Origin of the sequence: Pseudoalteromonas sp. APC 3224 (assembly GCF_030407535.1) — a bacterium.
Lineage (GTDB): Bacteria > Pseudomonadota > Gammaproteobacteria > Enterobacterales > Alteromonadaceae > Pseudoalteromonas.
This window is the reverse complement of record NZ_JASDDF010000001.1, coordinates 95,822-117,375: the sequence shown is the minus strand read 5'-3', so window position 1 is coordinate 117,375 and position 21,554 is coordinate 95,822. Positions and strand designations below refer to the sequence as shown.

The following is a 21,554-nucleotide window of genomic DNA, read 5'->3' as shown; positions in this document are numbered from 1 at the left end:
GTTTTTCGCAACCTAGTCTAACCTCTCAGTCACGAAGAGTTAAGAGGAAATACCTGTAATATGTCGTTATTTCGTACTTTTTTAGTTGCTACCTGCTGTTTATTAACAATTGCATGTAGTGATGAAAAACAACAAGCAGTGGCTAGTTTTGAGCACACGGCACAAGGTGCTTTCTCATCCGCACTCTCGCATGATGGTCAATACAGCTTAGTGTCTTCTATCAATCATGGGGTCGCACTTTGGGATAATCAACAGCAAGCCCTTAAATACCAATGGTTTCAACAACAAGCGCAAGACAGCCTTGTTTACGCTGTAGCCATTGCTTTTGATAATAGCGTGGCTGTTACCGCCGAAAAAACCACCTTCGCCGTTTGGGATATTGCCACAGGCAAAAATAAAGGCTTTTATAAAATACAAAAAGCCAGCATCCGCGATATTGCCATTAGTAACCAAGGCAACAGTGTTGTTTACGGGCGCAGCGATGGCGTTGTGGTATTTATAAACCTTAACACTGGCAGACGCATCGAGTTTTTAGGCCACCAAGATAAAGTAAACACCGTAGACCTATCACCTAATGGGCGCTATGCATTGAGCGGCTCAAACGATTATGTGGCCTACTTATGGGATACCCAAAGTGGACAAGTTATTCATCGCTTTAATCACCCAACCCGAGTAACCCGAGTCGCTTTAGATCCTCAAGGGCGTTATGCTTTTACCGCCGACAGTATGGCACAAGCAAATGTATGGAAGCTGACTACAGGTGACCTTGTTAGTAAACTAAAGTATATTGCGCGTCAGAAAATTTTTACTGCGGTGCGCTTTAACGACCAAGGCACTTTGTTAGCAACCGGTTCACCGAACAAACGAGTGGATTTATGGCAGCTAAATAGTGGTGAAAAAATTCAAACATGGCAAGTGACCCCGCGAGAAGGCAGCAAGCCAAAATCAGCAGTGGTACTTGATGTGACATTTACAGATAACGGTAAATCATTGTTAACTGAAAGCTCAAGCGGAATCGCTGAGCGCTTTATTATACGAGAACCAAATGAACACAATTGAACATCGGTTAATGGAACTTGAGGCTAAAGTGGCTTTTCAAGACGAAACGATTGAAATTTTAAATGATGAAATAAAAGTTCACCAGCAACAGTTGGCAAAAATAAAGCGCCAAACCGAGTTGCTGGCTGAAAAACTGAAAGAATCGCAGTCATCGCAGCCTATGATGTCGAATATGCCAGAGCCACCGCCGCCGCATTATTAAGCAGCACTAACAAGGCACTAATCGCCTGGATTAAACACGCCAATGATCTGTTCAAATTGGCGTGTTGATGCCTGCACAGCCTGCTCTGGTTGAGCCATTTTATGGCCACACTGCATACATTCAACTTTTTCTACGTCGTGCTCTTTGTAAAGCATTAACATATCCATGGTTTTACACTCAGGACACGTTGCTCCAGCAATAAATCGTTTTTTATGTTTCACTTCGCTTTTCCTACCATTTTGACTGACGTTATTTTATCGCAATATTTGCCTACTTGATACGATTGATATGGCTAATAAGATCCGTGTTATAATGGCGGCAATTCAATCAAGGCACAGTAAAGTAACGTATTTATGATCCAAATCTCAGAAATAGAACTGCTTCGCGGTGGCAAAGCTTTATTAAAAAATGCATCAGCTACACTATTCCCAGAGCACAAAGTGGGCCTTGTTGGTGCCAATGGCTGTGGTAAGTCAACGCTATTTAGTTTATTAAAGTCTGAGCTTTCGTTGGATGGCGGTAATTGCAGTATTCCTAAAGATTGGTCACTGGCCTCAGTAAAGCAAGAAACCCCCGCCCTTGAAATAAGCGCCATAGATTACGTACTGCAAGGCCACCCTGAATACTACGCACTAAGAATTGCGTTGCGTGAAGCCGAGCAAAATAACGATGGCGACACTCAAGCTAAGGTGCATATTCAGCTTGAAAATATTAAAGGCTATAGCATTGAAGCCAAAGCAGGTGAGCTGTTACATGGTTTAGGCTTTGCTAATAATCAAATAGAAAACCCGGTAAGTGCATTTTCGGGTGGTTGGCGCATGCGCTTAAACTTAGCCCAAGCGCTTATTCGCGATGCCGACTTACTGTTACTGGATGAGCCAACAAACCACCTAGATTTAGATGCCGTGTATTGGCTCGAGCGTTTTTTACGTGCCTACACCGGCACGCTAGTACTTATTTCTCACGACCGTGAGTTTTTAGATGCGGTGGTTGATCAAATTTGGCATATAGATAAACAACTTATTAATGTGTACAAAGGTAACTACTCGCAGTTTGAACGCCAAAAAGCTGAGCGCCTATTGCAGCAGCAAGCTATGTTTGAAAAACAACAAGAACAAATAGCGCATCTTGAGCAGTTCATTACCCGCTTTAAAGCCAAAGCTAGTAAAGCCAAACAGGCACAAAGCCGTGTTAAAGCGCTAGAGCGCATGGAAAAACTTGCCCCAGCACATGTTGACTCGCCATTTGATTTTGAATTTTCTGAGCCAACCGCCCTGCCCAATCCGCTAATGACACTCGACAAAGCCAAAGCCGGTTATGGCGATGTCACCATTTTAAACAGTATTAAGCTGAACTTAGTACCAGGCAGCCGCATTGCACTACTGGGTAGAAATGGCGCAGGTAAATCAACACTAATTAAATTACTATCAGGTGACTTACAACCTCAAGCAGGTGAAGTGTTTCAGCATCAAGGCTTAAACATTGGCTACTTTGCGCAGCATCAACTGGAGTCTCTAGATTTAAAAGCCAGTGCCGTCACTCACCTGCAACGCTTAAACCCTAAAGCCAGCGAACAATCATTGCGTGACTTTTTAGGCGGTTTTGCCTTTGTAGGCGATAAAGCACTCGACCCTGTAGCTCCCTTTTCTGGCGGTGAAAAAGCCCGTTTAGTACTGGCTATGTTGGTTTATCAAAAACCAAATTTACTACTACTCGATGAGCCAACCAACCACCTTGATTTAGAAATGCGCCACGCTTTAGTTATGGCATTACAAGGCTTTGAAGGCGCTATGGTCACGGTATCGCATGACCGTCATATGCTTAAAAATACCGCCGATGAATTTTATTTAGTTGATAATGGCGAGGTCACCCAATTTGGCTACGACCTAGATGCATATTATCAGTGGCTGCTTAATGCTAATAAAGAAGCCGCTAAAAACGACACCGACGAAGAGCCAAAAGCCCATTCACAAGTTAACCGTAAAGAGCAAAAGCGCTTAGAAGCCGAGTTTAGAAAAGCGATTCAGCCGCTGAAAAAGCAAATTGAAAAACTTGAAAAGCAATTAGATAAATTTGCTGCAGAACTAGCTGACGTTGAAGAGGCGCTAGGCGATAACACTCTCTATAACGACGAAAATAAAGGCAAGCTTAAAGAGTTAATTACTAAACAAGCCACACTTACGCCTAAGCTTAACGATGTTGAAGAAGAGCTACTTATGGCCCTTGAAGAAATGGAACAAAAAGAGCAGGCATTCGCCGATGAACTTGCTTAAAAGCAACGATTTTTGGCAGTTTGCATGTAACCTTTATAGCAAAGGTGACATGCAAACGCGCCTGTTGGATTATCAAAACCAGCTAGGTAAAAACGTCAACCTATGCTTGTTGCTGTATTACTTAGATTCTCTCAATCTAGCTATTAACCAAACACAGCTAAACAAGCTTGAACAATCAATTAGTGAGTTTGATAAGCTGGCATTGAAGCCTCTACGAGCCACACGTGCCTACTTAAAAGCCAATCAAGCCGAGATTACAGATTACGCCGCAATTCGAAAAGCACTTCTCGGTGCCGAGCTAAAATTAGAAAAGCAGCAACAAATAATATTGATTGATGAAGTTAATAGTATGAATTTAACACCTTGTGCAACGCCCAATAACAGCGATAAATATTTGTCATAATTTTTCACTATTAATTTCATCAGATCATAAAGCCATTTATATTATGAATATTAGCTCTTATATACATGGTTACTTTGGTTTACTTTTATACACCAAGCTATATATCTTTAGTTTTGTATTGAAATACCTCTTCTAAAGGTAAGTTAAAAACTAAAGAAATTTTAAAAGCCACCTCTAAAGTGGGTGAATATTTATTTGCCTCAATTGCCATTACCGTTTGCCGCGTTACGCCAAGAGCATCTGCTAACTGCTTTTGCGTCATTTCATCGCGTAAAAAGCGTAATGTTCGAATAGAGTTAGTTATTGCATACTCACTCATAGATATCACCCGTTCTGCCTTTATAAAGCTGCGCTATGTAATTGACTATTTCGGCAATCAAAAAAGCGCCTACCATGATATGCATTGGTAAATATGGAATATTATATTCGATAGCTGGGCCCCAGTTATTAGCTTCAATTTGATATTGAAAAATAGCAACACAAATTCCCGCCTGTAAGATTATGGCCTTATATTTATAACCCACTAAATTTATTTGCTTTTCTCTCACATCAGGTGGCTGATTTGATTCATTATCACTGATAAATGTAAGTAATAAATAGCTCAATACTATAAGTATCACAGAATAAATTAACACCTGTAGCAATAAGCCAGATAACCAAGAAACAGAACTAAGCTGCTGCGTACTCGCATTCATTAGGCTGTTTACATAAAAGTAAGATATGTACACGCTTACCAGTAAATCGATACTCAGCGTCAGTTCTCTAAAACTTATGCTTTGTAAAAGTTCTTTAAAGTGCTCTGAACGAGTCATATAAAGCTAACTCCAAGTAAAATATTTTTGACTTTTAAACTATAAGTTCACTTTTTAGCCATGTCAAATATATTTAACACCAGGTTTATTTTATTTAACCTAAAACAAAGCAACGGTTATTCAAAGCTGAACTTTGCTGACCATCTTTATTATAAAAGTGATTAAAAAATCGCAGATAATTTACTAAAAAGTGCAAAATCGACTTAACTTTATTGATCAAAATCAACATCTGCATTGCCCATTTTATAATCTGTAAAATAGCTTGATCTGGATCATATCAAGTACCACTGAGCCAGCCTATGATTACCTCATAGACATCAGGAGGCAATTATGGACGTATTCTTTAGAGATTTTTTTAGCGACCCAGTACTATTTTTATCATTTGGATTTTTAGGCGTCGTTATTAGTTTATGCCTCTTCTTTGTGTATTTTTTCATGAAAAAAGTACACGATGCAGACATTAAAGAACAGCATTAAGCACGACGCACAAAGCGCCTTATTAGTTTACTGATTAGGCGCTTTTTATTTTTAAATATAAAAAATTTGCTACACTAGCGCTTCGTTAATTGCAAAGTGCGTAGTACAGACATGATCCCTAAGTTCAAACCCGCATGGTGGATGACCAACCGACACGTTCAAACCATAATACCGCGTTTTTTCCGCCCTTTTCATCATACTCGCTACGAACTTGCGCAACTTGATACGCCCGACGGAGACTTTATTGAGCTTGCTTGGTCACTTCCGCATAACGAAAAAGCACCACTCGCAGTGGTACTTCATGGGCTTGAAGGCAACATAAACAGTTTTTATGCCAAAGGCATGATGAAGGCATTAAAAAAGCAAGGCTTTGCTGTCGCATTAATGCACTTTAGAAACTGCTCAACCGAAGTAAACCGCTTACCCAGAGCCTACCATAGTGGCGACACCGCCGATTTAGCTTTTTTTATAAATCATTTAAAACAACAATTTCCAAATCGCCCTATTGTAGCGGTGGGTTTTTCATTGGGTGGTAATGTACTCGCTAAGTATTTAGGCGAAGAAAACATTCACTGCCCGCTTAACGCAGCTGCCGTGATATCTGCGCCCTATGATTTATCATCATCTAGTGATGTTATTCGTAAAAGCTTAGGTAAAATTTATCAAAAATATTTGCTCGACCGGATGAAAAAGTCGATGCAACGTAAATTACCGCAAATTAAACAACAGATACCGATCACCACTGATCAATTAATGGAAATTGACGATTTATTAGAGTTCGATAACCAGCTTACAGCACCGTTGCATGGCTTTGAGAATGCACACGATTACTACAAAAAAGCCAGTGCGATGCCGTACTTAAAAGATATTGCGACACCTACACTAATTATCCATGCCAAAGACGACCCTATGCTGTCGATTAAAGCGGTTCCAAGTAGTCAGGATGTAAGTGAGCATGTTACGCTGCGTATCTCTGAAAAAGGCGGCCACGTTGGTTTTATTAGCGGTAACAACCCGTTTAAACCGGTGTATTGGTTAGAGCAAGTGGTGCCTGATTATTTTAAGCAATGTGTATTTAATAACACCGATAAAGAGTGACTATGATTATTCCTTTTGAACAACTTGATAAAGACACACTGTACAACCTAATTGAAAGCTATGTACTGCGTGAAGGCACAGATTATGGCGAACAAGAATTCAGTATTGAAAGTAAAGTGGCGCAAGTAAATCAGCAATTAAAAAGCGGCGAAGCTATGGTGTTTTTCTCTGAACTGCACGAATCGGTCACCATAATCTCTAAAAGTGAATTCAAAGCACTGCAAAGTGAAGCGCAATTCGACGAGTAAACTTGTCAGACACGACGTAAAAATAGACAATGGTTTTTTTAACTCAAAGAGCCATTATAAATGATAAAACTAAGCTCACTAGTTGCTGCAATGTCGATTGCATTAACCGGCGCAGTCAGCGCTGAAATAACCCCTTCAGATAAAGCAATTAAGCTTGCTCACGATACCATTTTAATCGACACTCACATTGATGTACCTTACCGCATTCATGATAAATGGGCGGATGTAACTAAAGCCACTGAGGGCGGCGATTTTGATTACCCTCGTGCAGTAAAAGGCGGTTTAAACGCGCCATTTATGTCGATTTATATTCCTGCTCATTTAGAGTTTGAAGGCAAAGGAAAAAGCTTCCAATTAGCGAATCAATTAATTGATGGTATGGAAGCGATTGCGTTTCGTGCTCCAGATAAGTTTGCCATTGCTGACTCAACACAAGACATTGAGCAACAGTTCAAGGACAATAAAATATCAATCGCCATGGGCATGGAAAACGGATCGCCTATCGAGGGCGAAATGAAAAACCTACAACACTTTTTTGATCGTGGCGTACGTTACATCACCCTAGCTCACTCGCAAAGCAATCATATTTCTGACTCATCATACGATATTCGTCGCAAGTGGAAAGGCTTAAGCCCATTCGGTAAAGAGCTAGTAAAAGAGATGAATAACATCGGCATGCTGATTGATGTATCGCATATTTCGGACGATGCATTTTATCAAGTAATGGAATTGTCTAACACACCCGTTATTGCATCACACTCTTCACTACGTAAATATACGCCTGGTTTTGAGCGTAATATGAATGACGACATGCTGTTAGCCCTTAAGAAGAACGGTGGTGTGATTCAAATTAATTTTGGTTCAAGTTTTGTTACTTCAAAAGCCGGAAGTTGGTACGATCAATTCAAAAGTAAAAAGCAAACAATTACTGAAGAAGGCAAAAAAGTAGCTAAAGATTTTGATGCTATGTACCGCGCTAAAAATCCATTCCCATTTGCTAGTCTTGAGCAAGTGCTTGATCATATTGATCACGTTGTGAAACTAATTGGTATCGATCATGTTGGTATTGGCTCTGATTACGACGGTGTAGGTGACTCACTGCCTATCGGCTTAAAGGATGTATCTAGCTACCCTAACCTAGTTCAAGGTTTGATGGACAGAGGTTACAGCGATACCGATATTAAAAAGATTTTAAGCGGTAATACACTAAGAGTGTGGAAGCAAGCTGAGCAATACGCAAAATCGCATTAAGCTTTATGCGCTAGGCTTAGGTCTAGCGCTTTTAGCCACTTAAAACACCGTATTTCGCCACTCACGCCCCGCCTTCTTAATTAATCCGTATATATCATCTTCATTTAACACACTTTTTAACAGACTTATATTTCGAAAACAGATAAATTACCCATTTTAGAGGCAGATTATTTTATGACTATAAACAAAGGAACTATTGCGATTACTATAGCAACACTTGCCTTGGTAATTTCATGCTACGGAACATTTTTTAAAAATCAGCCCAGTTCGCTTAATAAACCCAAGCAGCAACAGCTAAGCCCCACAGTTTCTATTAGTACTCCTGCAGAATACCAGCAATCAAATGAAGCCTTAATTGACGAACTAAGCAAGAAAGTAAGTTCGCTACAACGCCAATTAGCTAACTTAAAACTACACGCTAATGGCTCTTATCAAGAACAAGATACCGACGAATTTAAGGAACTTGTTCTTAACGTACTTGAGGAAAAGCAGCAGCAAGAAGCTGAGGAACTGCGCGAGCAAAATCCTCTTTATGGTTTTTATGCAGATTTACCAGAAGACTATGATTTAAGGATCAAATCAGAACCAGATTATGCTAAACAAATAAACTCTCAATTAAGAGAGCAAACTTTAGATCCAAGCATGGCAGATTTAGATAGGTTAGCTGCACTTAGCCAACTGCAAATGAATATGTATATTCTAAATAAATCTACTATGCCTGAGTATGACTATGAAGTAGTAGGTAACATTTTAAATTTAGCGAACAACAGTAGTGACGAAAAATTTAAAATTCAAGCTGTTGAGTTAACAACTCAAACACCGGTACTTGATTACCGCCTTGCAGAACAATTTACAAACTTGTTAGAGCGAGACACGAATGATTATATCCGTCGCTTAGCTGCACAAGGGTTGATGGCGCAATACTACCAAGCTCAAAATAAACAAGATGGTTATACGAAGCAAATGGCGCAGCATCTACTTTCAGTTTATAACAATAGCTCTGACAATGCAGTCAGGGCAACGCTTGACGAAATGATGGGTAACCAAGATATGCTTGATGAGTTACGTAAGAATGCTGGTTACTAACTGATTAAGTTCATGCTCCTACTCTGTTACAGCGATAACATTAATACTTTTACTTCAGACATTAAAAAACCCGAGGCTAAGCTCGGGTTTTTTTAATGCTTAATGCATTACAACAGTTGATTACTTAACGATAATTGCCACAAAGCACCTACGCCTAAGGTAAGAGCGCCACCTTCATGCTTTATCCTCTAAGTTCGATAAAACTTAACTCAAGTGACAATGTTAAAATTAACACCGAGCTGCTTTACCTAAAACTTTCAACCTTGCACCTGAAACCTGTATTTTATTGCAGGTATTAAAAAACCCGAGACTAAGCTCGGGTTTTTTTAATGCTTAATGCACTACAACTGTTGATTACTCAACGATAGTTGCAACAACACCAGCACCAACAGTACGGCCACCTTCACGGATAGCGAAACGAAGACCTTCGTCCATCGCGATTGGCGCGATTAGAGTTACTGTCATCTTAACGTTATCACCAGGCATTACCATTTCTACGCCTTCTGGTAACTGTACGTCACCTGTTACGTCAGTTGTACGGAAGTAGAACTGTGGACGGTAACCTTTGAAGAATGGAGTATGACGACCACCTTCATCTTTAGAAAGTACGTATACTTCTGAAGTGAATGTTGTGTGTGGGTTGATTGAACCAGGCTTAGCTAGTACTTGACCACGTTCAACGTCTTCACGCTTAGTACCACGTAGAAGTGCACCAATGTTCTCACCAGCACGACCTTCGTCAAGAAGCTTACGGAACATCTCAACACCAGTACAAGTAGACTTAGTAGTCTCTTTGATACCAACGATTTCAACTTCGTCATTCACGTTGATGATACCAGCTTCAACACGACCAGTTACAACAGTACCACGGCCTTGGATTGAGAAAACGTCTTCGATAGGCATGATGAATGGCTTATCGATGTCACGCTCTGGCTCTGGAATGTAAGAATCTAGTGCTTCTGCAAGCTCAACGATCTTGTCTTCCCACTGCTTTTCGCCTTCAAGTGCTTTAAGTGCAGAACCTTGAATTAGTGGTAAGTCATCACCTGGGAAGTCGTATTCAGAAAGAAGTTCACGAACTTCCATTTCTACTAGCTCAAGTAGCTCTTCATCATCAACCATGTCACATTTGTTCATGAATACAACGATGTAAGGAACGCCAACTTGGCGAGAAAGTAGGATGTGCTCACGAGTTTGTGGCATAGGACCGTCAGTCGCAGCAACTACTAAGATAGCGCCGTCCATTTGAGCAGCACCAGTGATCATGTTTTTAACATAATCGGCGTGACCAGGACAATCTACGTGTGCGTAGTGACGAGTAGGTGTATCGTACTCAACGTGAGAAGTTGAGATTGTGATACCACGCTCGCGCTCTTCTGGAGCGTTATCGATTGATGCGAAATCTTTAGCAACACCGCCGTATACTTTTGCAAGTACGTTAGTGATTGCTGCAGTTAGTGTAGTTTTACCGTGGTCAACGTGGCCGATTGTACCAACGTTTACGTGCGGTTTTACGCGTTCAAACTTTTCTTTTGCCATGACGGAACCTATCAGTTTTGTGTATCTAGATTACATATGAAAATAATCCACCATAGGTAGATTAAGTTAATTTTTTCAAATTTCAAATAGTTTTTTCTGACAGATAAAGGAAGTGTTTAAGGAGATTCAATTGACTGGTGCTGATAGGCAGATTTGAACTGCCGACCTCACCCTTACCAAGGGTGCGCTCTACCAACTGAGCTATATCAGCATCATCAAATTGGAGCGGGCAGCGGGAATCGAACCCGCATCATCAGCTTGGAAGGCTGAGGTAATAGCCATTATACGATGCCCGCTTTAAGGAACCTGTTCTTAAACTACCTCTAACCGTCTAGAATAAAGTGGTGGAGGGAGCTGGATTCGAACCAGCGAAGGCTGAGCCGTCAGATTTACAGTCTGATCCCTTTGGCCGCTCGGGAACCCCTCCACGATAATTCTTTATACTAAGCACTTCCGGTAAAAGGAAAGTGGTGCCGACTAACCGAGTCGAACGGTTGACCTACTGATTACAAGTCAGTTGCTCTACCAGCTGAGCTAAGTCGGCACTGCTTTAGTACGGGGCGAGATTCTAGAGTAAGGTTTATTGGGATGCAACCAAAAAATTAAAAAAAATGTGATTTTATGCTTCAAACGCTCACTATTCGCGCAAAAAGCAGTTTTTTTGTTGTTTTTAACTCTTTTTAGCTAACTCATACCAGTAATTTAAGCCTTTCATCACTAGCATTGGGTCGAAAATACTGTCTGAAAAATGACCTTGTAATAGCTGACCATAACCACCAGCAAAAATTAAAAGGCTATTTTTTGTATTCAAATGCAGCTTTGCTTGTTCAATTGCGCCAATAGTTGCCACTAAAGCGCCGTTTTTTAATCCGTTAGGGGTATTTTTGCCAAGTTCATTAGCAAATGGCGTGTTTTCATCATCAAATACGCGCTGAGTATTTTGAGTGAGTGAGGCAGTCATTAAATCAAGCCCTGGTAATATCCAACCACCTAAGTGCTGCCCATCATTATTAAGGACGTCTATAGTCGTTGCCGTGCCTGCATCAACAACAATTGCGGCCGTATTAGGGTAAAGCGTGTAGCCACTAATGAGCGCCAACCATCTATCTATACCCAAATTACCCACTTGTTGATACGCGCAATGTAACGTACCTAGTTCATGACTAACCGTAGCCTCAAAGCAATCGATATTTTGTGCTTGGGCTTTTTCTAATAGCTGCTTGAGTAATTCACTACGGCCCACACAAGCGTAAACAACAACCGTAATTTGCAGCCATGGAATATTATTAGTATCGCATGGCTGTATTTGCCCATCTTGCCACAATACAGCTTTGAGTGAGGTATTACCTACATCAATGAGTAATCTCATGCTTGTGCCTTTCTTAATGAAATCTCACCGCCATAATAACTTTTCACTTCACCGTCTTGGCGAATACGTACACCACCATGCGCATCTATACCTTCACAAATGCCACACCAACTACGATGTCCGGTATTAAGCTCTACCTGCTGACCAGCAAATGCATTTAATGCATTCCATTGTTGATACATAGTTTGTAAGCCATTCTCACGATATTGCGCTAAGCGTTGCTCTAAACAATAAGTTAATGAAGCTACTAGTTGATTTTTATCTAGCTGCTGGGTGTGCTGACTTAAATCGGTCCACGCTTGGTCAATGTACTGACTGGCACTTTGTGGCATATTTAAATTAATACCAATCCCTATTACCAACTGACATGGCCCTTGTGGCTGCCCGTCTAATTCTACCAAGACACCTGCGAGTTTTTGTTTGTTTATATAAATGTCGTTTGGCCATTTAAGCTCTACTTCAATACCATAAAGTGCTTTTATCGCATCATACACCGCTAAACCAACAGCAATCGATACGCCCATCGCGGCTTGTAAACCATCATCTAAGCGCCAAAAATAACTGTAGTATAAGTTTGCACCAAAGGGTGATTGCCATACTCGGCCTCGACGCCCCCGCCCTGCTTGCTGCATTTCGGCTACAATTACGGTACCCGATTTTAGTGCTGCTTTAGCTTGAATGCGGCGCATTAACTCGCTGTTGGTTGAATCAATCAGTGGTTGCACTTCAATATTCGCGGTATTAGCGCCTAACTCAGCATAGTGCTGCTGTATACTTTGCTGATTAAGTAAACCTACTTGGTTATTTAAGCAATAGCCTTTACCCGTAACTTTAAATACATCTAAGCCCATAGCCTGTAAGCTTTGAATATGCTTACTTACCGCCGCGCGACTTATTCCTAATTCATCACCTAGTGCTTGCCCAGAGACAAACCCACCTTCATTCAGTGCATTTAAAATAGCCAGCTTGTTTCCATCAGGTGCTTTCATACTGATTGCTCCAAAGAGATATGGCATTCGTTGTGTTGATCAATTAACCGCACTTCGTGTTCTAAACTTATGTTGTAATGTGTTAAAACAATATCCTGAATGTGAGCAATCATATTAATTAAATCATCCCCTGCACTATTACCATGATTAACTAGTACCAGCGCTTGTTGTTGATGCACTTCTATACCTGCAATTTTATATCCCTTTAATCCCGCTTGCTCTATTAACCACCCTGCGGCCACTTTATGGTGACCGGCACCATGCGGGTAATGAGGTACCTCAGGATACGCCGTAATTAACTGCGCTAATTCACTATTGGTGATAATAGGGTTCTTAAAAAAACTGCCCGCATTAGCCAGCTTATAGGGATTTGGGAGTTTGCTGTTACGCGTTTGTATCACTTGTGCGCACACTTGCTGTGGCGTCGGGTTTTTTAGTTGTTGTAGCGGGCCATAACTGAGTACTGGCTGCCATATTTTGGACAACTTAAAGTGCACTTGGGTGATCACTGCTTTATTTTTTAGCGCGTGTTTAAATACCGATTCACGATAAGCAAAGTGACATTGCTGATTAGTTAAAGATTTAAAGCTACCGCTATCAATATCAAAATAGTCAACAGCTTCAATAAACTGAGCTATTTCTACGCCATAGGCACCAATATTTTGTACTGGTGCAGCACCGACTGTACCAGGTATGAGGGCTAAATTTTCAAACCCCGCGATACCTTGCTCCAGCAAGTAAGTCACTAATTGATGCCAATTTTCACCGGCAGCTACACTAACTAAAAAGTCATGCGAGCGCTCAGTTATAGTAATGCCTTGGGTTGCCATTTTAATGACCGTGCCTGCATAGTCATTTAAAAAAATAGTATTGCTGCCCTCACCCAACAAACAAAAAGGGACTTTAAAGCACTGACTTTTAAGCTGCGCTGAGTCGGTAATTTCGACAAAATTTTGGCATTGGCTACTTAATGCAAATGTATGTAAGGGTTGTAATGAGTGCGGCACAAAGCCCTCTAAAGGAAGCAGTAATTAATCGCTCTAGTTTAACTCATCGTCGCAAATTGCGCATCAGCTTGTAAAAATTGTTCAACCCACTGCAACAATCATGATATAAAACCTGCACTTTTTTTATTTGTACTCAAGGTAATTATGAAAATCAAACCTCTTTTTTTAAGCCTAGCTATGGCAGGTATGTGCTCGCAAGCAATGGCCAGCGCTATTGATCAAAATTCCTACGCCAACCTTGATGATGTTATCACCACGCATTTAAACCTTGATTTAGACATCGACTTTGCTGATAAGCAATTGGAAGGTTTTGTTGAGCATACGCTACAGTGGCAAAATGCCAACAGTAAAAAGCTAGTACTTGATACCCGTGACCTTGATATTGATAAAGTGATGTATCAAACGGCAAATGGTAATTGGCATAAAGCTAGTTTCAACCTTGCTAACCGCGATGATGTTAAAGGCTCAAAACTAACTATTACCTTTAAAAATCAAGCACAAAAAGTTCGTATTTACTATAACAGCCGCCCAGAAGCGTCTGGCTTACAGTGGTTAACGCCAGAGCAAACTGCCAGTAAAACTCACCCGTTTATGTATAGCCAGTCACAAGCGATTCATGCGCGTAGTTGGATCCCAGTGCAAGACACCCCAGCAATGCGTGTAACTTATAATGCGCGCATTCATACCCCTGAGGATATTCGTGCAGTAATGAGTGCTGATAATAAAGATGCTCTTTATAAAGATGGTGATTACCACTTCACTATGCCACAAGCTATTTCACCTTACTTAATTGCAATTGGTGCAGGTAACTTAGAATTTAAGGCCATGTCTAAGCAAACTGGTATTTTTGCAGAGCCGACTATTTTAGACGCCTCGGTTGCTGAATTTAATGACACCCAAGCGATGATCGACAAAACCAATGCCATGTACGGCGACTATGCATGGGGTCGTTATGATTTACTTATGCTACCACCTAGCTTTCCATTTGGAGGTATGGAAAACCCACGTTTATCATTTATTACCCCAACCGTTGTTGCTGGCGATAAAAGCTTAGTTAACCTGATTGCGCATGAACTTGCACATTCTTGGTCTGGCAACTTAGTGACGAACGCTACATGGGAAGATTTATGGTTAAACGAAGGTTTTACCTCTTACGTTGAAAACCGCATTATGGAAGAGGTATTTGGGCGTGACCGAGCTGTTATGGAACAAGCACTTGATGCAGCTGGCCTACGTGCGCAACTTAAAACCATTGATGCTCCAGACACACGCCTTAATTTAAAACTTAATGGCCGCGATCCAGATGATGCGTTTAGCTCAGTGCCTTACACAAAAGGTCAGCTATTTTTAATTTACCTAGAAGAAAAATACGGCCGTGATAAGTTTGATGACTTTGTTAAGACCTACTTTAATGAATTTGCATTTAAATCGCTAACCACCGCACAATTTGTTACGTACATCAAAGCTAACTTAATTGAAAAGTATCCAGGCGTAGTGAGCATGGATAAAGTAAACGAGTGGATTTTTCAGCCTGGTTTACCAAGTGATGCACCTAACCCAACTTCTAACGCGTTCGATAAAGTCGATACTGCAACAGCGAGCTGGTTAAAAGGGGATACAACGGCGGCACAATTACCCACTGCAAATTGGACTGTGCATGAGTGGCTACACTTTTTAAACAACTTACCGCGCGATTTAAGCATTGAAAAAATGACTGAATTAGACGGCGAGTTTAACTTAACCCAATCAACCAACGCAGAACGTGCGTTTGCATGGTATATGCTAGCAGTAGGTAATGGTTACCAACCGATTTACCCTGCGCTTGATAAGCATTTATCGGGTATTGGTCGTCGTAAGCTTATCGTGCCGCTTTATAAAGCGCTTATTACCAATGGTAAAAAAGATTGGGCACAAAGCGTGTACTTAAAAGCGCGTCCGGGTTATCACCCACTGGCACAAGGTACTATTGACGCATTATTTAAATAGCATTATCAATAAATTAAAAAGGGCCAACTTGGCCCTTTTTTAATGCTTAATTATTTTGTTACTTTATCTAAAAAAGCCTGCCTTTCAGCGGGCGTTGCTTGTTGCCACCAAAAGTCGAGCATATTGGCAGCGCTTGGCATGCCCTTACCATTAATTGGCGCAATCGGTTTAATTGGGCGACTTGGTTTTTGTGGGCCGGCAGGGGTTTCTGAGGCCTGCTGATTAAACTGTGAACTTTGTAGTTGTCGTTCAGCTATCACATTTAATGGCTCAGCTAAGGTACTGCCTTTTGCTTTTAAGCTTACTTGCGGTGCCTCAGCAAATACTTTTGCTGCCACCGCATTTTCAGCACGATTAAATACTAAGGTGTAATCTTTACCTGCTTCAACGGTTACATTGACCCAAAAGGGCTCTGACTCAATCACTTCGTGATCGTCATAACCTAAATCATATAAATCTGTGTATTTAAGCTTTAACTGATAAGTACCCGGTGCTAACTCAACATCATCAACACGACTAAAAATCGAACTTTCAATGACTCGTTCACCCACTTGTAAAGGAACAAACTCCTCGGGAAAGTGAATGTTTTCTGCCAAACTAGATGCACTCACCAAGAGCGCCGCTACATTGCCTAATAATATTGATTTACGCATAATTACTCCTTTAGTTGATTTCAGTTTGACACTGCTGGCAAAATTTGTCATTAGTGGTATACATATTAATCGAAAAAATTAGAGTCATCATTATGAGTCAAGAGACTATTTTTACTAAAATTATTAATCGTGAAATTCCTGCTGACATTATTTACGAAGACGACCTAGCACTTGCATTTAAAGATATTAACCCTCAAGCACCCTTTCATGCGTTGATTATTCCTAAACAAGCCATTGCCACGATTAATGATGTCACTGAGGAAAACTCACATCTTGTTGGTCATCTATATGTGGTAGCGGCTAAGCTTGCCAAACAACTTAATTTTAGCGATGACGGCTACCGCGTGGTGATGAACTGCAATGAACACGGTGGACAAACCGTTTACCATATTCATTTGCATATGCTAGCGGGAAAAGAAATGGGCTGGCCTCCGTATCAAAACACTAAAAAAGTTGCGCTATAATCACTCATTAAATCCTGTATCTTAAAAAATACATTAAAAATACGGCGTTTTTCTTATATACCAAAAAAACAATTACTTATTTGCAACATTTTATGTTTAAATAATCGTAAATCGCACCTTTTCGCCAGTGAAATTGTTACTCCCTAATACAAAAGGTGTGCAGGGATCGTGGTAAGATTAATTAGCCAGCTTTATAAAAGAGTAAAATACATGAGCAGTTCAGCCTTTTTGTTGTTAGATGAAGAACCAATTAACACTATTGGTATTAACGTTTTAGAGCCTTTGTTAAAAACGCAGGGCCTAGACGTAACTACAGGTACGAATATTTTAGATGTTCCGGTAGGTACTCGCTTATTGTTCATTGAAACATCAAGTAAAGACGCATGGACTAAGCTAAAAGAGCAGCTCGTTAATTTACGCGTCAAATGCGATATTGTGTTGTTTAATTTAGATGAAAACCCAGAGCTTGCTAATCGTGCATTACTCAGTGGTATTCGCGGTGTATTTTACACCACCGATAATGCTGACGTATTAATGAAAGGGATTCGTTTACTACTTGAAGATCAGCTTTGGTATCGTCGTGATATTATGTGTAATGCGCTCAACCGTATGCTGCAATTTAACAAAGACGCACTACATAAGCTAACTGATGGCGATATTGAGCCAATCAAACTCACTAAACGTGAAAAAGCGATTATCTCGTTAATGAGTAACGGGTCGAAAAATAAAGAAATTGCTGAAGAGTTAAGCATTAGCCCACACACGGTTAAAACTCACTTATACAGCGCATTTAGAAAAACTAAATGCCGTAACCGTATTGAACTACTCTCTTGGGCACAACAAAATATTCCTGACGAAATTCGTTAAGGCTTATTTAAATAAATTTAATACAGGCACTTCAGGTGCCTGTTTTTATATCTTCTTTAAAAATCGCTGTTGGGGTCTTAATGCTCGACTCATTTACGCTTTATTTTGCCAGTATCGCTGTTATGACAGTGATGACGTTACTGAACTTTTTAACTTGGCGTACCAATAAGCATGTCCCCGGCACGTTACTTTATATCTCCTACCCTTTACTACTATTAGCCGCCATTGTGGGCTTTGCGCTCATAGGTAAAATCCCTGAAAAGCTTGCCATTACCTTTGCTAATAGCATGATGTTTTTAGCGTCCATTGTGCATTGCTTATCGCTGAGTCAGTTTTTAAATTATCGTGGTCGTGGTTTTAAATTTGTTTGCCTATTTACCGCTGCCAGCGCTTTATTGCTTGTTTACTTCACTTTTTTTCAGCCATCTATGCGCTCACGGGTTTATATTTCTGACTTTCAACATATTGTAGAAGCCGCTTTTTTACTATTTGTTTTTTTTAAATATGCGCGAAAACCTTATCCTAATGCCAGTATTGTTTACATTATTATTTTAACCTTGGTTGCAGCCAGTTTTATCACTCGAACTATTTTTATGGATCGCGTTGCACAACAAGATGCAATATTAAACCCATGGTTTGACTCACTATTATTTTTGAACAGTGTGATTGCCCCTATGTTTTATGCAGCCGGTATGGCTCTATTGTGTAATGAACGCAGAGAATTAAGGCTTAATAAACTTACCGAAAAAGCACACAAAGACTTAGAGATTCGCGGGCTCTTTTTATCAACTATAAGCCATGAAATACGCACCCCATTAAACGGCATTTTAGGCAGCGCACAACTGGTGTTAAACCAAACTAGCGACAGCCGCAATAAAGCTTATTGCGAAGCCATTATCAACTCAGCTGAGTCGCTCAACTTACTAGTAGATAAAGTGCTGGAATACGCAAGCTTAGATCAGCATGACGAAGCCTTGTACGAAGAAGACATAGAGTTCAAAACTTGGCTACAAAACTTATGCCTGCTGTTAAGCCCTTTGGCCGAACAAAAACAGCTTAAATTTGAGCTTGCCTGTAACATCCCTGATAAAGCCTGTTATTACTGCGATCAACAAAAGCTCAGACAAATCATTATTAATCTTGTTGGTAATGCGATTAAATTTACCGACACCGGCACAGTAAAAGTGCAAATTGATTTAATTAATGAAACTCAGCTCGATCATACTCTTAAAGTAAGCGTACTCGATTCAGGCCCGGGTATTGAAAAAGATGAAATTGATTACTTAACTGAGCCCTACATTCAAAGTAGCGCAGGTAAGGAAAAAGGCGGAACGGGGCTTGGTCTGGCTATAACTAGCCGCCTTCTCGATAAAATAAATAGCCAACTAGAAATCACCAGTGAGCTGGGAGTGGGTAGCGTATTTAGCTTTAACATGACACTAGCAATAGGTGAACTTAGCCTTGTAGAGCAGCGCCATCAAAGTAAGGATTATTTAACCGGACTTGATGTGTTACTTGTTGAAGATTTAGATTTAAACCAAAAAATAGCCGTTGAATTTATGGCTGACGACGAGCATAAAATTAAGCTCGCTAAAGATGGCAAAAGTGCGATTGAGTTGATGAAAAAATACCACTTTGATGTGGTGTTACTTGATATGAACTTACCCGATTTAACAGGGCAGCAAGTGCTAAAAACACTCAAGCGAGTGGAGCATAAAAATCAGCGAACTCCGGTGCTGGCCTTTACTGCCAGTTTGAGCCCTGATGAAATAAAAGAATACTTAGCACTGGGTATTAAAGACATTGTTGGCAAGCCATTAAAGCAAGAAAAACTACGCCAAGCATTGAGTGATTCACAGTCAACACAAACAGCTAGCATTGCCGTCGAGCTGATTGATACGTTATACGATGAAACCGCAACAGAGACCTTAACAAGCTCTTTTAGTATTGACGAAGTATCTTCTATTTATAATGAGTTTATCCTATCTGCGCGTAATAAGCTGAGCCGTTGCCAAGCTTTATTAGAGCAAGACCCCGAGCAATGCATTAAGTTATTACATCGCCAAGCCAGCACCGCAATGCAACTTGGTTTTAATAGCTATGGACTGGCACTGAAAAAAATAGAACGACGCTTACTTGATAAAAAGCCATTAAATAACTCATTAAATGAAGCCAGCACACTGTGGCAACACAGTTTAGAAGCCTATTTAAGGTATGTGCGCCAAGGGCTAGAGTAATACGGTTACGGGCTACCAAGTTTTACGACCGTAACAAATGATCAACCATATTTACTATTTATACTGTTATTTTCTACCGTATACATCATCAAATCGCTCTATGTCACTTTCATCCAATATGGCACCCGTTTGCACTTCAATAACAATTAAGGGTTCGGGCTGATTATTCGCTAAGCTGTGCAGTTGTTTTGCACCAATATAACAAGATTGGTCATGGGTCAGTGTTAAGCCTTGCTGGTCAATACATATATCTGCAGTACCTGAGACAACCACCCAATGCTCGGCACGATGCTGATGACGCTGGGTTGAGAGTTTTTCACCACTTTTTACGGTAATTTTTTTAACTTTAAAGCCGATACTTTCTATTAACGTACGATAATGTCCCCAAGGGCGGTAAACCACCTGATGATGCGCCAGTTTGTCATTTTGCGTAATTGCCAATTGCTTAAGTATTAAAGGCAAGCCTTCAAGCGAATCTTGTTTTGCAATCAAGGTGGCATCATGAGTATGTACAATCGCTAAATCGCTCACACCTAAAGTAGCAATTGTGTGCCCATCTTCGCTAATAACTAGGTTATTAATACTATTCTGTGCAATATGTTGCTGATTTTGACTGTTACCCTGCGAATCTTTTTCTGCAAGCGCTGCGAGTGCAGAAAAACTGCCGACATCGCTCCACTTTAACGCCACAGGCATTACCACTACATTATTGCTGCGCTCTAAAATAGCGTAGTCAATTGAGTCATTTGGGCAAGATTCAAGTGCATGGGCATTTGCTCTGGTAAACGCTAAGTCTTGTTTAAAGTCAGTGGCACTAGCAACACTTTTAGCAATTTTAGGGGCAAAGCGTTCCAGTTCTTTTAGATATGCCGCGGGAGTAAATAAAAACATACCACTATTCCAACTATAACCGCCCTCAGCTAAATAAGTTAATGCAGTTGCTAAATCAGGCTTTTCCTTGAACTGGTCAACTTCAAAGCAACAGGTATCTTTAATGGCTGCGCCCTGTTTTATATAACCATAACCTGTGTGTGGCTCTGTCGGCGTAATTGAAAATGTAACTAATTTACCTTGCTCAGCAAGTTTAATCGCATCGGATAACTGAGCAGTTAATCCGGTAAAGTCTGCAATATGATGATCGGCAGGCATCACCAGCAAAGGGCCCGTAATATTATTTTTTAAAGCGTAGTGCGCGGCAAGGGCAATAGCTGGTGCGGTATTTTTGCCTTCTGGCTCAAGTACTATGGCATGGGGTTTTGCAAATGCAGCCTGCTCCGCAGCAATAAATCGATGCTGCTCATTACAGACCAAAATAGCGGGATTAAAGTCCTCAGTTGTAACACGTAATAAGGTACTTTGTAATAATGACTGCTGATTTTTATCATCAAGCAAAGATAAAAACTGCTTTGGCATTGCTTGGCGTGATAGCGGCCAAAGCCGTGTGCCAATGCCGCCTGCTAAAACTACCGGTGTAATAGGGGTTGTATTCATAAAGCCGCCAATAAAAATATCAGCGGCTATTTTAGCACTTTAT

At 40.6% G+C, this 21,554-nt stretch carries 21 protein-coding genes and 4 tRNA genes; 12 read left to right on the top strand and 13 right to left on the bottom strand.

The features are described 5' to 3' along the window. Positions 1-60 precede the first annotated feature (60 nt). A complete protein-coding gene (locus QL989_RS00495) occupies positions 61-1,059 on the top strand; it encodes a hypothetical protein (RefSeq protein WP_138608402.1) in 999 nt (332 codons plus the stop codon). Then, positions 1,046-1,261, top strand: a complete 216-nt coding sequence (locus tag QL989_RS00490) for a SlyX family protein (RefSeq protein WP_008465625.1) — start codon at positions 1,046-1,048, stop codon at positions 1,259-1,261. Before QL989_RS00495 ends, QL989_RS00490 begins: the two co-directional genes overlap by 14 nt. Positions 1,262-1,278: 17 nt before the next feature. Here the strand turns inward: QL989_RS00490 and QL989_RS00485 are convergent, their stop codons facing one another. Beyond that, positions 1,279-1,482, bottom strand: a complete 204-nt coding sequence (locus QL989_RS00485; RefSeq protein WP_008114218.1) for a YheV family putative zinc ribbon protein — start codon at positions 1,480-1,482, stop codon at positions 1,279-1,281. A 132-nt stretch (positions 1,483-1,614) separates the two neighbouring features. Here QL989_RS00485 and QL989_RS00480 point away from each other — a divergent pair, with 132 nt between their 5' ends. Beyond that, positions 1,615-3,534 carry an ATP-binding cassette domain-containing protein gene (locus QL989_RS00480; RefSeq protein WP_290167365.1) on the top strand — a complete coding sequence of 640 codons (1,920 nt, stop codon included), beginning with the start codon at positions 1,615-1,617 and terminating at the stop codon, positions 3,532-3,534. Beyond that, entirely contained in the window at positions 3,521-3,937 is a 417-nt protein-coding gene (locus QL989_RS00475; protein ID WP_010392333.1) for a TIGR02444 family protein, read from the top strand. The genes QL989_RS00480 and QL989_RS00475 overlap by 14 nt, the downstream gene beginning before the upstream one ends. A 97-nt stretch (positions 3,938-4,034) precedes the next feature. Here QL989_RS00475 and QL989_RS00470 read toward each other — a convergent pair whose 3' ends face one another. Both QL989_RS00470 and QL989_RS00465 read right to left on the bottom strand, forming a co-directional pair. Next, on the bottom strand, positions 4,035-4,256 hold the full coding sequence (locus QL989_RS00470; protein WP_290167362.1) for a helix-turn-helix transcriptional regulator: 222 nt from the start codon (positions 4,254-4,256) through the stop codon (positions 4,035-4,037). Beyond that, positions 4,249-4,749 carry a hypothetical protein gene (locus tag QL989_RS00465; protein WP_290167360.1) on the bottom strand — a complete coding sequence of 167 codons (501 nt, stop codon included), beginning with the start codon at positions 4,747-4,749 and terminating at the stop codon, positions 4,249-4,251. Before QL989_RS00465 ends, QL989_RS00470 begins: the two co-directional genes overlap by 8 nt. 588 nt (positions 4,750-5,337) lie before the next feature. Here QL989_RS00465 and QL989_RS00460 point away from each other — a divergent pair. The 4 genes from QL989_RS00460 (at position 5,338) to QL989_RS00445 (ending at position 8,909) form a co-directional block, all read left to right on the top strand. Further along, entirely contained in the window at positions 5,338-6,324 is a 987-nt protein-coding gene (locus tag QL989_RS00460; protein WP_138608410.1) for a hydrolase, read from the top strand. A gap of 2 nt (positions 6,325-6,326) precedes the next feature. Then, positions 6,327-6,572, top strand: coding sequence for a YheU family protein (locus tag QL989_RS00455; protein ID WP_008114225.1), 246 nt, complete (start codon positions 6,327-6,329; stop codon positions 6,570-6,572). Positions 6,573-6,632: 60 nt separating this feature from the next. Beyond that, positions 6,633-7,823, top strand: a complete 1,191-nt coding sequence (locus tag QL989_RS00450; protein WP_178956756.1) for a dipeptidase — start codon at positions 6,633-6,635, stop codon at positions 7,821-7,823. Between the two features lie 174 nt (positions 7,824-7,997). Next, the gene (locus tag QL989_RS00445) at positions 7,998-8,909 is read left to right on the top strand and encodes a hypothetical protein (protein ID WP_198522178.1); all 912 of its coding nucleotides are present in this window, start codon (positions 7,998-8,000) and stop codon (positions 8,907-8,909) included. A gap of 354 nt (positions 8,910-9,263) precedes the next feature. On the opposite strand, the gene tuf is transcribed toward QL989_RS00445, so the two are convergent. The 8 genes from tuf to murB form a co-directional block, all read right to left on the bottom strand. Further along, positions 9,264-10,448, bottom strand: coding sequence for an elongation factor Tu (tuf, locus tag QL989_RS00440; RefSeq protein WP_004589660.1), 1,185 nt, complete (start codon positions 10,446-10,448; stop codon positions 9,264-9,266). Between the two features lie 135 nt (positions 10,449-10,583). Then, positions 10,584-10,659: transfer RNA gene (locus QL989_RS00435), tRNA-Thr, on the bottom strand. A gap of 10 nt (positions 10,660-10,669) precedes the next feature. Further along, a tRNA-Gly gene (locus tag QL989_RS00430) sits at positions 10,670-10,744 on the bottom strand. A gap of 46 nt (positions 10,745-10,790) precedes the next feature. Beyond that, positions 10,791-10,875, bottom strand: a tRNA-Tyr gene (locus QL989_RS00425). Positions 10,876-10,916: 41 nt separating this feature from the next. After that, positions 10,917-10,992, bottom strand: a tRNA-Thr gene (locus QL989_RS00420). 126 nt (positions 10,993-11,118) lie between these two features. Further along, positions 11,119-11,817 (bottom strand): type III pantothenate kinase, encoded by a 699-nt coding sequence (locus QL989_RS00415; RefSeq protein ID WP_198522177.1) that lies wholly within the window; start codon positions 11,815-11,817, stop codon positions 11,119-11,121. Then, positions 11,814-12,806 (bottom strand): bifunctional biotin--[acetyl-CoA-carboxylase] ligase/biotin operon repressor BirA, encoded by a 993-nt coding sequence (gene birA / locus QL989_RS00410; RefSeq protein ID WP_138609568.1) that lies wholly within the window; start codon positions 12,804-12,806, stop codon positions 11,814-11,816. Before birA ends, QL989_RS00415 begins: the two co-directional genes overlap by 4 nt. Then, the gene (gene murB, locus QL989_RS00405) at positions 12,803-13,813 is read right to left on the bottom strand and encodes a UDP-N-acetylmuramate dehydrogenase (protein WP_290167352.1); all 1,011 of its coding nucleotides are present in this window, start codon (positions 13,811-13,813) and stop codon (positions 12,803-12,805) included. The genes birA and murB overlap by 4 nt, the downstream gene beginning before the upstream one ends. Positions 13,814-13,957: 144 nt before the next feature. Here murB and QL989_RS00400 point away from each other — a divergent pair, with 144 nt between their 5' ends. Then, positions 13,958-15,799 (top strand): M1 family metallopeptidase, encoded by a 1,842-nt coding sequence (locus tag QL989_RS00400; RefSeq protein ID WP_290167350.1) that lies wholly within the window; start codon positions 13,958-13,960, stop codon positions 15,797-15,799. Positions 15,800-15,849: 50 nt separating this feature from the next. On the opposite strand, the gene QL989_RS00395 is transcribed toward QL989_RS00400, so the two are convergent. Further along, positions 15,850-16,452, bottom strand: a complete 603-nt coding sequence (locus QL989_RS00395) for a DUF2057 domain-containing protein (RefSeq protein WP_290167348.1) — start codon at positions 16,450-16,452, stop codon at positions 15,850-15,852. 92 nt (positions 16,453-16,544) lie between these two features. Between QL989_RS00395 and QL989_RS00390 the strand changes: the two genes are divergently transcribed. The 3 genes from QL989_RS00390 (at position 16,545) to QL989_RS00380 (ending at position 20,020) form a co-directional block, all read left to right on the top strand. Then, on the top strand, positions 16,545-16,916 hold the full coding sequence (locus QL989_RS00390; RefSeq protein ID WP_010392287.1) for a histidine triad nucleotide-binding protein: 372 nt from the start codon (positions 16,545-16,547) through the stop codon (positions 16,914-16,916). A gap of 210 nt (positions 16,917-17,126) precedes the next feature. Continuing rightward, on the top strand, positions 17,127-17,783 hold the full coding sequence (locus QL989_RS00385; RefSeq protein WP_138609560.1) for a response regulator transcription factor: 657 nt from the start codon (positions 17,127-17,129) through the stop codon (positions 17,781-17,783). 80 nt (positions 17,784-17,863) lie between these two features. After that, positions 17,864-20,020 (top strand): response regulator, encoded by a 2,157-nt coding sequence (locus QL989_RS00380; RefSeq protein WP_138609558.1) that lies wholly within the window; start codon positions 17,864-17,866, stop codon positions 20,018-20,020. Between the two features lie 66 nt (positions 20,021-20,086). On the opposite strand, the gene QL989_RS00375 is transcribed toward QL989_RS00380, so the two are convergent. Next, the gene (locus tag QL989_RS00375; RefSeq protein ID WP_290167343.1) at positions 20,087-21,511 is read right to left on the bottom strand and encodes a mannose-1-phosphate guanylyltransferase/mannose-6-phosphate isomerase; all 1,425 of its coding nucleotides are present in this window, start codon (positions 21,509-21,511) and stop codon (positions 20,087-20,089) included. Positions 21,512-21,554: the final 43 nt, after the last annotated feature.